The following is a 15,267-nucleotide window of genomic DNA, read 5'->3' as shown; positions in this document are numbered from 1 at the left end:
AGGGCCCGGCCGCTCGCGCGGCCGGGCCCTCCGGGGGTGCTGGACTCAGTGGTCCCAGTTCTCGGCCCTGTCGGCCGAGCTGGACGAGCCGACGATGTGCACCCGCATGTCGTTCGTCGTGCCGGCGCGCCCGGGGGGCGATCCGGAGACGACGACCACGGTCTCGCCCGCCTGGGCGAGGCCCTCGCGGAGCAGCACCGCGTCCACCTGCGCGAACATCGCGTCGGTGTGGTTGACGCGCGGCGTGACGAAGGACTGGACGCCCCAGTTCAGCGCCATGCGGCGGCGGACGGCGGGCTCGGGGGTGAAGCCGATGATCGGGATGCCGTGGCGCAGGCGCGTCATGCGGCGGACCGAGTCGCCCGACTCCGTGAACACGCAGAGGAACTTCGCCTCGACGAACTCCGCGACCTCGGCGGCGGCCAGCGTGACCGATCCGCCCTGGGTGCGGGGCTTGCTGCCCAGCGGGGGGATGCGCTCCAGGCCGTGCTCCTCGGTGGACTCGACGATGCGGGCCATGGTCTGCACGGTGACGACGGGCCAGGCGCCGACGCTGGTCTCGCCCGAGAGCATGACCGCGTCCGCGCCGTCGAGGATGGCGTTCGCGACGTCCGAGGCCTCGGCCCGCGTGGGGCGGGGGCTCTCGATCATCGACTCGAGCATCTGGGTGGCGACGATGACCGGCTTCGCCCAGCGGCGGGCGAGCTCGACGGCGTGCTTCTGCACGATCGGCACCGCCTCGAGGGGCAGCTCGACGCCGAGGTCGCCGCGGGCGACCATGATGCCGTCGAAGACGTCGATGATCTCCTGGAGGTTGTCGACCGCCTGCGGCTTCTCGATCTTGGCGATGACGGGAGCCTTGCGGCCCTCCTCCGCCATGATCTCGTGCACGCGCTCGATGTCGCTGGCGTTGCGCACGAAGGAGAGGGCGATGATGTCGGCGCCGAGGCGGATCGCCCAGCGGAGGTCGTCCTCGTCCTTCTGGGAGAGTGCGGGGACGTTGACCGCGACGCCGGGCAGGTTGATGCCCTTGTTGTTCGAGACGTTGCCGGGGACGACGACCTCGGTGACGACCCGGGGGCCCTCGACGGCGGTGACGCGGACAGCGACCTTGCCGTCGTCGATGAGGAGCATGTCGCCCGGGTTCACGTCGTCCGGGAGGCCCTTGAACGTGGTGCCCGAGAGCTCGCGCGTGCCGAGGACGTCCTCGGTGGTGATGGTGAAGACGTCGCCCTCGGCGAGGGCGTACGGACCGCCCTCGAACTTGCCGAGGCGGATCTTCGGACCCTGCAGGTCGACGAGGATCGCGACCGCGCGCCCGGCGTCGTCCGCGGCCTTCCGCACGAGGCGGTAGATCCCTTCGTGGACGTCGTAGCTTCCATGACTGAGGTTCATGCGGGCCACGTCCACGCCGGCGTCGATGATCGCACGAATGGTCTCGTACGACGACGTTGCCGGGCCGAGGGTGGCGACGATTTTCGCTCGTCTCATTGAGGGGGTGCTCCGTTGTTCTGCGCCCGGAGGCGCGTCGTTAGCGGGGAGGGTGAGCTGATTGCTGGCGGGCCGAGACTATCGCGTCCCGGGGACTAGAGCGTGAAGCCCCGGTCGTTCGGACCGACCGGCGCGGGCAGCTGGGTCGTGCCCTCGAGGTAGCGGTCGACCTCGGCCGCGACGGAGCGGCCCTCGGCGATCGCCCAGACGATCAGGGACTGGCCCCGCCCGGCGTCTCCGGCCACGAAGACCCCGGGGACGCTGGTCTCGAAGGCGTCGCCGCGCGCGACGTTGCCGCGCTCGGTGAAGGGGACTTCGAGCTGGCGGCCGAGGTGGTCCGACTCCGGACCGGTGAAGCCGAGCGCCAGGAGGACCAGGTCCGCCGGGATCTCGCGCTCGGTGCCCGCCTTGGGGACGCGGCGTCCGTCGAGGTACTCGGTCTCGGCCACGCGCACCGCGCGGACCTCGCCGCCCTCGTTCGCGAGGAACTCCACGGTCGACGCGAGGAACATCCGCTCCCCGCCCTCCTCGTGAGCGCTCGAGATCTCGAACACGGTCGGGTCCATCGGCCAGGGCTGGCTGTCCGGGCGCTGCGACGGCGGCTGCTGCCCGATCGCCAGGTTCGTGACCGAGGCGGCCTTCTGGCGATGGGCGGTGCCGATGCAGTCCGCTCCGGTGTCGCCTCCACCCAGGACGACGACGTGCTTGCCCTCGGCCGAGATCTGCTCGAAGACGCGGTCGCCCGCGATCGCGTGGTTCGACTGCACGAGGTACTCCATGGCGAAGTGCACGCCGTCGAGGTCGCGACCCGGGATCGGCAGATCGCGCGGCACGAGGGCGCCGGTGGCGACGACGACCGCGTCGTAGCGCGCCCGCAGGTCGTCCCAGGTGATGTCGGAGCCGATGTCGACGCCCGCGCGGAAGCGGGTGCCCTCGGCCTTCATCTGGTTCAGGCGCAGCTCGAGGTGCTTCTTCTCCATTTTGAAGTCCGGGATCCCGTAGCGCAGGAGGCCGCCGATGCGGTCGTCGCGCTCGTAGACCGCGACGGTGTGCCCGGCGCGGGTGAGCTGCTGCGCGGCGGCGAGCCCCGCGGGTCCGGAGCCGACGACCGCGACGGTCTTGCCGGTCAGGCGCTCCGGCGGGTGCGGCTGCACCCAGTCGTTGCCGAACGCCTGATCGATGATCGAGACCTCGATCTGCTTGATCGTGACGGCCGGCTGGTTGATGCCGAGCACGCAGGACGACTCGCACGGCGCCGGGCAGAGCCGGCCCGTGAACTCCGGGAAGTTGTTCGTCGCGTGCAGGCGCTCGATCGCCTGGCGACCCTCGCCGCGCCACATCAGGTCGTTCCACTCGGGGATCAGGTTCCCCAGCGGGCAGCCCTTGTGGCAGAACGGGATGCCGCAGTCCATGCAGCGGCCCGCCTGCCGGCGCAGCACGGCGGAGTCGCCCTGCTCGTAGACCTCTTTCCAGTCCATCAGGCGGACGGACACGGGACGCCGCTTGGGCAGCTCCCGGTCCTGCACCTTCAGGAACCCCTTGGGATCAGCCACCGGTCACCTCCAGAATCCGTCCCCAGACGACGTCGCCGTCGGGGTCGAGCCCCTCCTCCACAGCGGATGCGCGCGTCGCGAGCACCGCGGCGAAGTCGCGGGGCAGTACCTTGACGAAACGCGAGACCGTTCCGTCGAAATCGTCGAGCATCCCCTGGGCCAGGGTCGACTCGGTCTCCGCGACGTGCCGCTCGAGCAGGTCGCGCAGGATCTCCACATCGGCGCTGCCGAGCTCGGAGAGGGTCAGCTCGCCGGAGGCGATCGCGTCGCGGTTCACGAGCTCGCGGCGCAGGCCGTGGATGTAGGCGGTGCCGCCGGACATGCCTGCGCCGAGGTTGCGCCCGGTCTCGCCGAGGATCACGGCCAGACCGCCCGTCATGTACTCCAGCGCGTGGTCGCCCACTCCCTCGACCACGGCGGTGGCGCCGGAGTTGCGGACCAGGAAGCGCTCGCCGACCATCCCGCGGATGAACATGGTGCCCTGGGTCGCCCCGTAGCCGATCACGTTGCCCGCGATCACGTTCGTCGAGGCGTCGAAGGTGCTGCGGCGATCCGGCCGCACCACGATCTGGCCGCCCGAGAGGCCCTTGCCGACGTAGTCGTTGGAGTCGCCCTCGAGCCGCAGCGTGATGCCGGCGGGAAGGAAGGCTCCGAGCGACTGCCCGGCCGAGCCGCGGAGCGACACGACGATGGAGTCGGCCGGCAGGCCGTTCTCGCCGAAGCGGACCGTGACCTCGTGGCCGAGCATGGTGCCGACGGCGCGCTCGGTGTTCTTGATCTCGCGCTCGATCCGGACGGTGCCGCGGTGGTCGAGCACGTTCGCCGCGAGGCGGATCAGCTCGTTGTCGAAGTGGCGTTCGAGCTCGTGCTCCTGCGCGCGGCCGTGGCGGCGCGGCTCCTCGGCCGTGAAGACCGGTCCGACGAGGATCGGCGTCAGGTCGAGCCCGCTCGCCTTCCAGTGCTCGATCGCCCGGTCGACGTCGAGCAGCTCGCGGTGGCCGACGATCTCGTCGACGCTCCGGAAGCCGAGCTTCGCGAGGTACTCGCGCACCTCCTGGGCGATGAACTCGAAGAAGTTGACGACGAACTCGGGCTTGCCGGAGAACCGCTGGCGCAGCTCCGGGTTCTGCGTCGCGACGCCCACCGGGCACGTGTCGAGGTGGCAGACGCGCATCATGATGCAGCCCTCGACGATCAGCGGAGCCGTCGCGAAGCCGAACTCCTCGGCTCCGAGCAGCGCGCCGATGACGACGTCGCGGCCGGTCTTCATCTGGCCGTCCACCTGCACGACCACGCGGTCGCGCATGCCGTTGAGCATCAGCGTCTGCTGGGTCTCGGCCAGGCCGAGCTCCCAGGGCGTGCCCGCGTGCTTGAGCGAGTTCACCGGGCTCGCACCGGTGCCGCCGTCGTGACCCGAGACGAGGATCACATCGGCGAGGGCCTTCGCGGTGCCGGCGGCGACCGCTCCGATGCCCGACTGGCTGACCAGCTTCGCGTGGATGCGCGCCGACGGGTTCGCCCGCTTGAGATCGAAGATCAGCTGCTTCAGGTCCTCGATCGAGTAGATGTCGTGGTGGGGCGGCGGCGAGATCAGGCCGACGCCGGCGGTCGCGTGCCGGGTGCGCGCGATCCACGGGTAGACCTTCGTGGGCGGCAGCTGACCGCCCTCACCGGGCTTGGCGCCCTGAGCGAGCTTGATCTGGATGTCGTCGGCGTGGGTGAGGTACATGCTCGTGACGCCGAAACGGCCCGACGCGACCTGCTTGATCGCGGAGCGGCGCTCGGGGTCGAGCAGCCGCTCGGTGTCCTCGCCGCCCTCTCCGGTGTTCGACTTGGCGCCGAGGCGGTTCATCGCGATGGCGAGGGTCTCGTGCGCCTCCGGCGAGATGGAGCCGTAGCTCATCGCGCCCGTCGAGAAGCGCTTGACGATCGCCTCGACCGGCTCGACCTCGTCGATCGGGATCGGGGTGCGTCCCGCGGTGTCGAGCGTGAACATGCCGCGGAGGGTCATCAGCGAGCTCGCCTGGTCGTCGACCATCTTCGTGTACTCGCGGAAGACGTCGTAGCGGCGGTTGCGCGTCGAGTGCTGCAGGCGGAACACCGTGTCCGGGTTGAACAGGTGGGGGGCGCCGTCGCGGCGCCACTGGTACTCGCCGCCGACCGCCAGGCGCTCGTGGGCGACGATCGCGCCGTCCTCGGGGTACGCGGCGCGGTGGCGCGCGGCGTTCTCCTCGGCGACGACGTCGATGCCGATGCCGCCGAGCTTCGAGACGGTGCCGGTGAAGTACTGGTCGACGAACACCTGGCTGAGGCCGACGGCCTCGAAGGTCTGCGCGCCGGCGTAGCTCGACACGGTCGAGATCCCCATCTTGGACATGATCTTCAGCACGCCCTTGCCGAGCGCCTTGATCACGTTCTTCACGGCCTTCTCCGGCGAGACGTCCGACAGCATGCCGCTGCGGACCAGGTCCTCGCAGGTCTCCATCGCCAGGTACGGGTTGACCGCGGAGGCGCCGTAGCCGATCAGCGTCGCCACGTGGTGCACCTCGCGGACGTCGCCCGCCTCGACCACGAGCCCCACGCGCATCCGGTTCTCGGTGCGGATGAGGTGGTGGTGCACGGCGGCGAGCATCAGCAGCGACGGGATCGGCGCGAGGTCCTTGGTGGAGTCGCGGTCCGAGAGCACCAGGAACTGGGCTCCCGCGGCGATGGCCTCGTCGGCCTCGTCGCACATCTCGTCGATGCGGTCCTGCATCGCCCGGGGTCCCGCGTCGACGCGGTAGAGGCCGCGGATCGTCGTGGTGATGTGGCTCAGCGGGCGCGGCGCGATGTGCTGGATCTTCGCGAGCTCGTCGTTGTCGATGACCGGGAAGTCGAGGACCACCTGGCGTGCGTGCTCGGCGCCGGCGGTCAGCAGGTTCCGCTCGGGGCCGAGCCCCAGGCGGAGCGAGGTCACGACCTCCTCGCGGATCGAGTCCAGCGGCGGGTTCGTCACCTGCGCGAAGGCCTGCGTGAAGTAGTCGAAGAGCAGGCGGGGGCGCTTCGACAGCACGGCCACGGGGGTGTCCGAGCCCATCGCTCCGAGCGGCTCCGCACCGGCGCGCGCCATCGGCAGCAGGAGGAGACGGACCTCCTCCTCCGTGTAGCCGAAGGTGCGCTGGCGGCGGTTGACCGATGCCGGCGTGTGCACGATGTGCTCGCGCTCGGGGAGGTCCTTGAGGTTGATGCGGCCCTTCTCGAGCCACTCCTCGAACGGACCGGAGGCGGCGAGCTGCCCCTTGATCTCCTCGTCCTCGACGATGCGGCCCTGCTCGGTGTCGACGAGGAACATGCGTCCGGGCTGGAGGCGTCCCTTGCGGACCACCTTCGCGGGGTCGATGTCGAGCACGCCGATCTCGCTGGCCAGCACCACGAGCCCGTCGTCGGTGACGACGTAGCGGCCGGGGCGCAGGCCGTTGCGGTCGAGGGTGGCGCCGACGAGCTCGCCGTCGGTGAAGACGATCGCGGCCGGGCCGTCCCACGGCTCCATGAGCATCGAGTGGTACTCGTAGAACGCGCGCCGCTTCGGGTCGAGCGCGCCGTCCTGGTTCTCCCAGGCCTCCGGGACCATCATCATGACCGCGTGCGGGAGCGACCGGCCGGCCAGGTTGAGCAGCTCGACGGTCTCGTCGAACGAGGCGGAGTCGCTGCGGCCGGGCGAGACGATCGGGAACAGCGGAGCCAGGTCGCCCAGCTCGCGGCTCTTCAGCTGCGACTGGCGTGCGCGCATCCAGTTGCGGTTGCCCTGCACCGTGTTGATCTCGCCGTTGTGCGCGATCATCCGGAACGGCTGAGCGAGCGGCCACGACGGGAAGGTGTTGGTGGAGTAGCGGGAGTGCACCAGCGCGAGCTTCGAGGCGAAGCGCTCGTCGGACAGGTCCGGGTAGAACGGCTCCAGCTGGAGCGTCGTCACCATGCCCTTGTACACGAGCGTCCGGCTCGAGAGCGACATGAAGTAGACCTCGAGCTCGCGCTCGACGCGCTTGCGCAGGCGGAAGGTCAGGCGGTCGAGGCGGATGGAGGAGAGGGGCGTGCCGCTCTCGTCGGTCAGCTCGCTCCGGATGAACAGCTGCTCGATCGCCGGCATGGCGGCCCGGGCGAGCGTGCCGATCTCGTCGGGCTGCACGGGCACGGAGCGCCAGCCGACCACGGCGAGGTTCTCCTCGCGGGCGATGTCGGCGATCGTCGACTTGACCCGCTCGCGTTCGAACACGTCCACCGGGAGGAAGGCGTTGCCGACCGCGTACTGGCCCAGCGGTGGGAGCTCGAAGGGAGCGACCGCGCGGAGGAACTCGTCCGGGATCTGCGTGATGATGCCCGCGCCGTCGCCCGTTCCGGCGTCGGAGCCGACCGCGCCGCGGTGCTCGAGGTTGCGCAGCGCGTTCAGCGCGGCGTCGATGATGTCGTGGCCGGCGGTGCCGCGCATGGTGGCGACCATCGCGAGACCGCACGCGTCCTTCTCGGCGGCCGGGTCGTACATCCCCTGCGCCGGCGGCATGCCCAGGAAGGGCACGGCGCGGGCCGGGGTCGAGGGCTGGGCGGAGGCCATGGGAACCGTCCTCACGGGGGTGATGGCTGATCGGGACGTCGCTGGCCCGCGGTGGTGGAGGAGGGGCGGCTCCCCGATCGGGAGGGCCGCAGGGTTCTGCCGCGGCGCGAGCGTCGCGCGCCGTCGGCGGTGCCTGCACGACGACCCGCCCGCGGCAGCGCTCGTGGCTGCGCCGCGATGGGGCGGTCGTGGAGGTGTCGGGCACCCGGGTGGCGGTCGCGGAGGCTCCGCGACCTCCGTCAGGTGCGGGAGACCGTCGGCTTCTCGGCGTCGGTGCCGGAAGCAGGGGTGGTGGTGTCGTCGGAGTCGTACTCGACGTCCTCGAATTCTACCGCAGCCGGGGCGGGCGTCCACTCGCGACCCGGGCGGTAGGCCGAGGGCTCGGCACCGGGGTGCTCCCGCTTCTGGATCACCACGAGGACCAGGCCGACGACCACGGCGATGAGCGCGGCCCAGACGTTCGTGCGGATGCCCCAGAAGAACTCGCTCGGATCGATCCGGATGGACTCGAACCAGACGCGTCCGATCCCGTACCAGATCAGGTAGGCGGCGAAGACGGTCCCCCACTGCAGCTTCAGACGGCGCTCGAGCAGGAGGATGACCGCGATGCCCACCACGTTCCACAGGATCTCGTAGAGGAAGGTCGGGTGGAAGAGCGTGCCCGCCGGGAGGCCGACGGGGAAGGCGGGGTTGGTGGTCTCGATCTCGAGGCCCCAGGGCAGGGTCGTGGGCAGGCCGAAGAGCTCGTGGTTGAACCAGTTGCCCAGGCGCCCGAGCGCCTGCGCGGCGAGCATGCCGGGCGCGAGGGCGTCGGCGAAGGTCCAGAAGCGCACTCCTGTCCAGCGGCAGCCGATGAACGCGCCGACCGCGCCTCCGATCAGGCCGCCGAAGATGGCGTTGCCGCCGTTCCAGATGCGGACGACCTCCCACGGGTCGGCGCCGTCGTAGAAGTAGTCGCCGGGGTGGGTGAGCACGTGGTAGGCGCGGGCGCCGACGATGCCCAGCGGCACCGCCCAGATGATGATGTCGAGGACGACCCACGGCTCGGCGCCGCGGCGCTTGAGGCGCTGGTTCGTCATGATCGTCGCCACGATGATCCCCGCGAGGATGCAGAGCGCGTAGGTGTGGATCGCGAGCGTGAAGGTGCCGATCGTGAGGTCGTACTGACTCCACGCGTCGGGGGGGCTCGGAATGCTCAGCGGTACGGACACCGGTACTCGACCTTTCGAAGGAGGGGGTCCCCCGGGCACGGCTCGGCCGAGCCCCGGTGGGCATCCCGATTGTAGCGGGAGGGTGTCAGCGCGCGGAGCGCAGGCGGGTGCCCTCGGCGAGGCCGCGGGAGGTCTCGGCGACCGCGTCGACACCGCCGGACGCCAGGGCGCGCACGAGAGCGGAGCCGACGATCGCGCCGTCCGCGTAGGCGAGGATCTCGGCGACCTGCTCGCCGGTCGAGATGCCCAGGCCGACGCACGCGCTCTCGGAGCCGGCGGCGCGGAGGCGGTCGACCAGGGTGCGGGCCGCGGAGTCGACGTCGGTGCGCGCGCCGGTGATGCCCATCGTCGAGACCGCGTAGACGAATCCGCGGCTCGAGTCGACGGCCTGACGCAGGCGCGTGTCCGTCGAGGACGGTGCCGCGAGGAACACGCGGTCGAGTCCGAGCCGCTCGGAGACGGCGAGCCACTCGGCGCCCTCGTCCGGGATCAGGTCGGGCGTGATGAGGCCGGACCCGCCGGCCTCGGCCAGATCGGTGGCGAATCGCTCGACCCCGTACTGCAGGACCGGGTTGTAGTAGGTCATCACCAGGACCGGCACGTCGACGCGCGCCCGGATCTCACGGACCGCCTCGAAGCCGTGGCGGAGGCGGAAGCCGCCCGCGATGGCGGCCTGGGTCGCCTCCTGGATGACGGGACCGTCCATCACCGGGTCGGAGTACGGCAGGCCCAGTTCGATCGCGTCGACGCCGTTCTCGGCCATGGCAACGGCGGCGTCGATGCTGGTCGGCAGGTCCGGGAAGCCGACGGGGAGGTAGCCGATCAGGGCGCCCGCCGCCTCCTCGTTCCGGCGCCGGACGGTCTCGGCGACGCTCGGTCCGCGGCCGCTCACGACTGCACCGCGCCCTGGTCCATGAGGCCGAAGTAGTGCGCCGCCGTCGTCATGTCCTTGTCGCCGCGGCCGGAGAGGTTCACCAGGATGGTGGCCTCGGGGCCGAGCTCGCGCCCGAGCTCCAGCGTGCCGGCCAGCGCGTGCGCGGACTCGATCGCCGGGATGATCCCCTCGGTGCGGCTGAGGAGCATGAGCGCGTCCATCGCCGCCGAGTCGGTGACCGCGCGGTAGTCGGCGCGGCCGATGCTCGAGAGCCACGCGTGCTCCGGGCCGATTCCCGGGTAGTCGAGGCCGGCCGAGATCGAGTGCGACTCGACGGTCTGGCCGTCCTCGTCCTGGAGGAGGAAGCTGCGGGCGCCGTGCAGGACGCCGGGGCGGCCCTTGCTGATGGTCGCCGCATGGCGGGGCGTCTCGATCCCGTCGCCGCCGGCCTCGAAGCCGACGAGGCGGACCTCGGGGTCGTCGAGGAAGGCGTGGAAGATCCCCATCGCGTTGGAGCCGCCGCCGACGCAGGCGGTGACCGCGGTGGGCAGCGAGCCGGTGAGCTCGAGGACCTGCTCGCGCGCCTCCTCGCCGATGATCTTCTGGAAGTCGCGGACGAGGGCCGGGAACGGGTGCGGGCCCGCGACGGTGCCGAAGATGTAGTTCGTGGTGCCGACGTTCGTGACCCAGTCGCGCATCGCGTCGTTGATCGCGTCCTTGAGGGTGCGCGAGCCGGTCGTCACGGGGATGACCTCGGCGCCGAGCAGGCGCATGCGGGCGACGTTGAGGGCCTGGCGCTCGGTGTCGACCTCGCCCATGTAGACCACGCAGTCGAGGCCGAACAGGGCGGCGGCCGTGGCGGTCGCGACGCCGTGCTGGCCCGCTCCCGTCTCGGCGATGACGCGGGTCTTGCCGATCCGCTTGGTGAGCAGCGCCTGGCCCAGCACGTTGTTGATCTTGTGCGAGCCGGTGTGGTTGAGGTCCTCGCGCTTGAGGATGATCCGCGCACCGCCGGCGTGCTCGGCGAACCGCGGCACCTCGGTGATGATCGACGGACGGCCGGTGTAGCTGCGGTGCAGCTCCATCAGCTCGGCGGCGAACGCGGGGTCGACCTTCGTGCGCTCGTACTCGGCGCTCAGCTCGTCGAGGGCCTCGACGAGGGACTCGGGGACGTAGCGTCCGCCGAACTCGCCGAAGTAGGGGCCGAGTTCATCCCGGAGTGCCATGGGGGTACCGCCTATCGGTGTGGTCAGTGCGCCAGGAAGCCGGCGAGGGTGGAGACGGGGTCGCCGCCGGTGACGAGAGCCTCGCCCACGAGGACGACGTCCGCTCCGGAGCCGCGGTAGTGCGCGACGTCGTCGGCGGTGAGGACGGCCGACTCGGCCACCTTCACCGCGTCGTCGGGGAAGCGCTCGGAGAGGCGGCCGAAGAGGTCGCGGTCGAGCTGGAAGGTGGAGAGGTCGCGGGCGTTCACGCCGATGAGCCGTGCGCCGAGGTCCGCGGCCCGGTCGAGCTCATCGGCCGAGTGCGTCTCGACGAGCGGGGTCATCCCCAGCTCGAGGACGAGGGCGTGCAGCTCGACGAGCAGGGGCTGCTCGAGCGCGGCGACGATGAGGAGGACCAGGTCGGCTCCGGCCGCGCGGGCCTCGAGGACCTGGTAAGGCTCGGCGACGAAGTCCTTGCGCAGGACGGGGATCGACACGCGCTCCCGGACCGCCTCGAGGTCCGCGAGGGATCCCTTGAAGCGGCGCTCCTCTGTGAGGACGCTGATCGCGCTCGCTCCCCCGAGCTCGTACTGCCCGGCCAGCTCGGCGGGGACGGGGATGTCGGCGAGGGCTCCGCGCGACGGGCTGGCGCGCTTGACCTCGGCGATGATCCTGACGCGCTCGGCGGGGGCCAGTGCGGCGAGGGCGTCGAGGGCGGGCGCCTGGGCGAGCGCACGGCGCTCGACGGCCTCGAGCGGAGCGCTCTCGCGGCGCCGGGCCGCGTCGGCCAGGGCGCCGGCGGTGAGGTCGGCGAGCACCTAGGCGCGCGCCTTCGGGTTCGCCTTCGCGCCGTCGACGCCGTAGCCCGCCTTGGCCATGCCCATGCCGACGAGCAGGCCCACCACGACCAGGCCGGCCGAGAGCCAGACCACCAGGGGCACGTCGAACCAGAACGCGATCGTGCCGATCGTGAATCCGACCAGCATGATGACGACGGCCGTCCACGCTGCCGGCGAGTGGCCGTGGTTGTCGTCGTCGTGCTCGGTGCTCATGGGTCTCCTCCTGGGGGTGCATCGGGACCAGAGCAGTCTAGCGTGAGGCGCCTGGGCGCCCGGCCCCGGACTCGCCCCGAGGAGCCCCCCTCAGGAAGCCGGGATCCCGGACCGCAGGACGCGCCCCGGCCGGTGTCAGCGGCCTGAGGTGGGGTCGTCGCCGCGGGAGAGCTCGTCCCACGAGACGACCGGATCGATGTCGCCGTCGTCCGTCTGCACGGTCGTCGCGCCGTGGCCGTAGCCGTCGGCGGGCTCGAAGCGGGACGCGCGCTTCTTCGCCGCCCCCGGCCAGCGGCGCGAGGTCGCGAGGACGCCGATCCCGAGCAGCGCCGTGAGCACGCCGCAGACCAGGGCGACGACGGGCCATGCCGTCGCGGAGGACGAGGCCACCAGCGCCGCGACGGACTGCTCCCCCGCGATGGCGGTCGCCTCCGTGACCAGCGCGGCCCCGGCGCGCACGGGATCGCCCAGCGCCGTCGCGGCCGCGAGGACCACCGAGGCGCCGAGGACGGCCTGGAGCAGTCCGAGCACGATCCGGAAGACGGGACCGGCGATGGCCAGGGCCGCGGCGAGGGCGAGGCCCGCGAGCGCCAGTGCGGAGAGCGCGGGCGCGGCGACGGTCCCGGCCACGTCGATCCGCTGGCCCTCCCCCTCGATCGCGGCCAGGGTCAGCGTGGACCAGGTCTGCGTTGAGGAGGTCAGCTCGAGCGCGGCGAGCAGCACGACCCCGAGGATCGCGGTGTACTTCAGCCGCCGTCCGCTCATGCTCGATCCGCCGGGCCGAGGCCGGTGAACGGGACGAGGGGATCGACGTCGAAGCAGGCGTGCTCGCCCGTGTGGCAGGCGGCGCCGATCTGCTCGACCTGCACCAGCAGGGTGTCGGCGTCGCAGTCGAGGGCGGCACCCCGCACGTACTGCGCGTGACCGGACGTGTCGCCCTTCCGCCAGTACTCCTGACGCGAGCGCGACCAGAAGGTGACGCGGCCCTCGGTGAGGGTCCGCCGGAGCGCCTCGCGGTCCATCCAGCCCATCATGAGCACCTCGCGGGTGTCGTGCTGCTGGATGATAGCGGGCAGGAGCCCGGTCGGATCGAAGGCGGCGCGGTCCAGCACGGCGTCGAGCTCGGCGGGGGTCATCGGATCTCGATCCCGGAGGCGGCGAGCGCGCGCTTGACGTCGCCGATCGTCAGCTCGCGGTTGTGGAAGACGGAGGCGGCGAGCACGGCGTCGGCTCCCGCGTCGACGGCCGGGGCGAAGTGCTCGACGGCGCCGGCGCCTCCGGACGCGATCACCGGCACGGAGCTCAGCTCGCGCATCGCGGCGATCAGCTCGAGGTCGAAGCCCTGCTTGGTGCCGTCGGCGTCGATGGAGTTGACCAGCAGCTCCCCGGCGCCGCGCTCGACGGCCTCGGCCGCCCAGGCCAGGGCGTCGAGCTCGGTCTCGCGGCGGCCGCCGTGGGTGGTGACGACGAAGCCGGACGCCGTGGCGTCGCTCCGCTTGACGTCGAGCGAGAGCACGAGCACCTGAGCGCCGAAGACGTCGGCGATCTCGCCGAGGAGCTCGGGCCGGGCGATCGCGGCCGAGTTGACGCCCACCTTGTCGGCGCCGTGCGCGAGCAGTCGCGAGACGTCCTCGGCGCTGCGCACGCCTCCGCCGACCGTGAGCGGGATGAAGACCTGCTCGGCCGTCGCCCTCACCACGTCGTAGGTGGTCGAGCGGTCGTCGACCGTGGCGGTGACGTCGAGGAAGGTCAGCTCGTCGGCGCCCTGCTCGAAGTAGAGGCGGGCGAGCTCGACGGGGTCGCCCGCGTCGCGCAGGTTCTGGAAGTTGACGCCCTTCACGACGCGGCCGGCGGCGACGTCGAGGCACGGGATGACGCGGACGGCGAGACTCATCGGCTCCCCCTCTACAGGCGCGCGGCGTGGATGGAGGTGACCAGGATCGCGCGGGCGCCCAGGTCGTACAGGCGGTCCATCACCTGGTTCATGTCCGAGCGCGGCACCATCACGCGGACGGCGACCCACTCGGCGTCGTGCAGCGGCGACACCGTCGGCGACTCGAAGCCCGGCGCGATCGCCGTGGCGCTCTCGAGGAGCGCGACGGGGCAGTCGTAGTCGAGCAGCACGTACTCGCGGGCGACCAGCACGCCCTGCAGGCGGCGCAGCAGCACCGGGATGCCCTCGGGCTCTCCCGCGGCGGAGACGAGGACGGCGGTCGAGTCGAGGATGACCGGGCCGAATATCTCGAGGCCGGCCTTGCGGAGCGTGGTGCCGGTCTCGACGACGTCGGCGATGACGTCGGCGACGCCGAGCTGGATCGCGGACTCGACCGCGCCGTCGAGGCGGATCAGCGTCACCTCGACGCCGTGCTCCCGGAGGAAGCGGCCCACGAGGCCCGGGTAGCTGGTCGCCACGCGGAGGCCGTCGATCTGCGCGAGCTCGTCGTAGCGGCCGGCGGGCCCGGCGAAGCGGAAGGTGGAGTTCGCGAAGCCGAGGCTCGCGATCTCGCGCGCCTCGGAGCCGGAGTCGATCAGGAGGTCGCGGCCGGTGACCCCGACGTCGAGAGCGCCGGAGCCGACGTAGGTGGCGATGTCGCGGGGGCGCAGGTAGAAGAACTCCACCCCGTTGCGCTCGTCGACGACGTGCAGCTCCTTCGGGTCGCGACGGCCGGTGTAGCCCGCTTCCGCGAGCATCTGACCGGCGGTCTCCGAGAGGGAGCCCTTGTTGGGGACGGCGACGCGCAGGAGCGCCGGGGCGGGGGTGGTGGTCACGGGACGTCCTTCATGACTCGACGGCTGTTCAGGGGGCGGCACGGCTCCTCGGGGAGCGTGCGGGCGCGACGGCGCGGAGCGGAGGCGCACCCCGGCGAGCGGGGCGGGGCTCACAGATGCCGGTAGACGTCGGCCGTCGTGAGTCCTTTGGCGAGCATGAGCACCTGGAGGTGGTAGAGCAGCTGCGAGATCTCCTCGGCGGTGCGCTCATCGCCCTCGTACTCGGCGGCCATCCACACCTCGGCGGCCTCCTCGACGATCTTCTTGCCGATGAAGTGCACGCCGGCGTCGAGCTCGCGGACGGTGCCCGAACCCTCGGGACGGGCGGCGGCCTTCTCGCCCAGCTCAGCGAAGAGGTCGTCGAAAGTTTTCACCGGGGAAGTCTATACGGCGGGCGGGCCGCAGCCGCGTGGGGGCTGCGGTGCAGGGCGGACGTGCGCGGACGTCGCTCCCCCGCGATCCGCCGGTGATGGTGCGATTCGCAGGGGACGGTGGCGTGTGCACGAGGTCGTGCCGTCTGCAGG

Annotated in this window: 13 protein-coding genes; all 13 read right to left on the bottom strand. The window is 71.6% G+C overall.

Translation table 11 applies throughout. From position 1 onward, the window contains the following. Positions 1-45: 45 nt before the first annotated feature. Positions 46-1,491, bottom strand: coding sequence for a pyruvate kinase (gene pyk, locus C5D08_RS01940; protein ID WP_104275572.1), 1,446 nt, complete (start codon positions 1,489-1,491; stop codon positions 46-48). Positions 1,492-1,586: 95 nt separating this feature from the next. Further along, a complete protein-coding gene (locus C5D08_RS01935; RefSeq protein WP_104275571.1) occupies positions 1,587-3,044 on the bottom strand; it encodes a glutamate synthase subunit beta in 1,458 nt (485 codons plus the stop codon). Next, positions 3,037-7,632 carry a glutamate synthase large subunit gene (gltB, locus tag C5D08_RS01930; protein WP_104275570.1) on the bottom strand — a complete coding sequence of 1,532 codons (4,596 nt, stop codon included), beginning with the start codon at positions 7,630-7,632 and terminating at the stop codon, positions 3,037-3,039. The genes C5D08_RS01935 and gltB overlap by 8 nt, the downstream gene beginning before the upstream one ends. A 239-nt stretch (positions 7,633-7,871) precedes the next feature. Next, positions 7,872-8,843, bottom strand: coding sequence for a prolipoprotein diacylglyceryl transferase (gene lgt, locus C5D08_RS01925; RefSeq protein ID WP_258067216.1), 972 nt, complete (start codon positions 8,841-8,843; stop codon positions 7,872-7,874). A gap of 85 nt (positions 8,844-8,928) precedes the next feature. After that, positions 8,929-9,735 (bottom strand): tryptophan synthase subunit alpha, encoded by an 807-nt coding sequence (gene trpA, locus C5D08_RS01920; protein ID WP_104232657.1) that lies wholly within the window; start codon positions 9,733-9,735, stop codon positions 8,929-8,931. After that, the gene (gene trpB, locus C5D08_RS01915) at positions 9,732-10,943 is read right to left on the bottom strand and encodes a tryptophan synthase subunit beta (protein ID WP_104225310.1); all 1,212 of its coding nucleotides are present in this window, start codon (positions 10,941-10,943) and stop codon (positions 9,732-9,734) included. Before trpB ends, trpA begins: the two co-directional genes overlap by 4 nt. 23 nt (positions 10,944-10,966) lie before the next feature. Beyond that, the gene (trpC, locus tag C5D08_RS01910; protein ID WP_104275569.1) at positions 10,967-11,740 is read right to left on the bottom strand and encodes an indole-3-glycerol phosphate synthase TrpC; all 774 of its coding nucleotides are present in this window, start codon (positions 11,738-11,740) and stop codon (positions 10,967-10,969) included. Further along, positions 11,741-11,974 (bottom strand): DUF6704 family protein, encoded by a 234-nt coding sequence (locus C5D08_RS01905; protein ID WP_104275568.1) that lies wholly within the window; start codon positions 11,972-11,974, stop codon positions 11,741-11,743. Positions 11,975-12,109: 135 nt separating this feature from the next. Beyond that, positions 12,110-12,739: a Trp biosynthesis-associated membrane protein gene (locus C5D08_RS01900; protein ID WP_104275567.1), complete on the bottom strand. Its 630-nt coding sequence runs from the start codon at positions 12,737-12,739 to the stop codon at positions 12,110-12,112. Next, a complete protein-coding gene (gene hisI, locus C5D08_RS01895; protein WP_104275566.1) occupies positions 12,736-13,110 on the bottom strand; it encodes a phosphoribosyl-AMP cyclohydrolase in 375 nt (124 codons plus the stop codon). Before hisI ends, C5D08_RS01900 begins: the two co-directional genes overlap by 4 nt. Next, positions 13,107-13,868, bottom strand: coding sequence for an imidazole glycerol phosphate synthase subunit HisF (gene hisF / locus C5D08_RS01890; RefSeq protein ID WP_104221853.1), 762 nt, complete (start codon positions 13,866-13,868; stop codon positions 13,107-13,109). The genes hisI and hisF overlap by 4 nt, the downstream gene beginning before the upstream one ends. A gap of 11 nt (positions 13,869-13,879) precedes the next feature. After that, the gene (hisG, locus tag C5D08_RS01885) at positions 13,880-14,743 is read right to left on the bottom strand and encodes an ATP phosphoribosyltransferase (protein ID WP_104221851.1); all 864 of its coding nucleotides are present in this window, start codon (positions 14,741-14,743) and stop codon (positions 13,880-13,882) included. 110 nt (positions 14,744-14,853) lie between these two features. After that, entirely contained in the window at positions 14,854-15,117 is a 264-nt protein-coding gene (locus C5D08_RS01880; protein ID WP_055791842.1) for a phosphoribosyl-ATP diphosphatase, read from the bottom strand. Positions 15,118-15,267 lie beyond the last annotated feature (150 nt).

Origin of the sequence: Rathayibacter sp. AY1B6 (genome assembly GCF_002932755.1) — a bacterium.
Lineage (GTDB): Bacteria > Actinomycetota > Actinomycetes > Actinomycetales > Microbacteriaceae > Rathayibacter.
The sequence above is the reverse complement of the archived record's forward strand: the minus strand, read 5'-3'. Positions and strand labels throughout refer to the sequence as shown.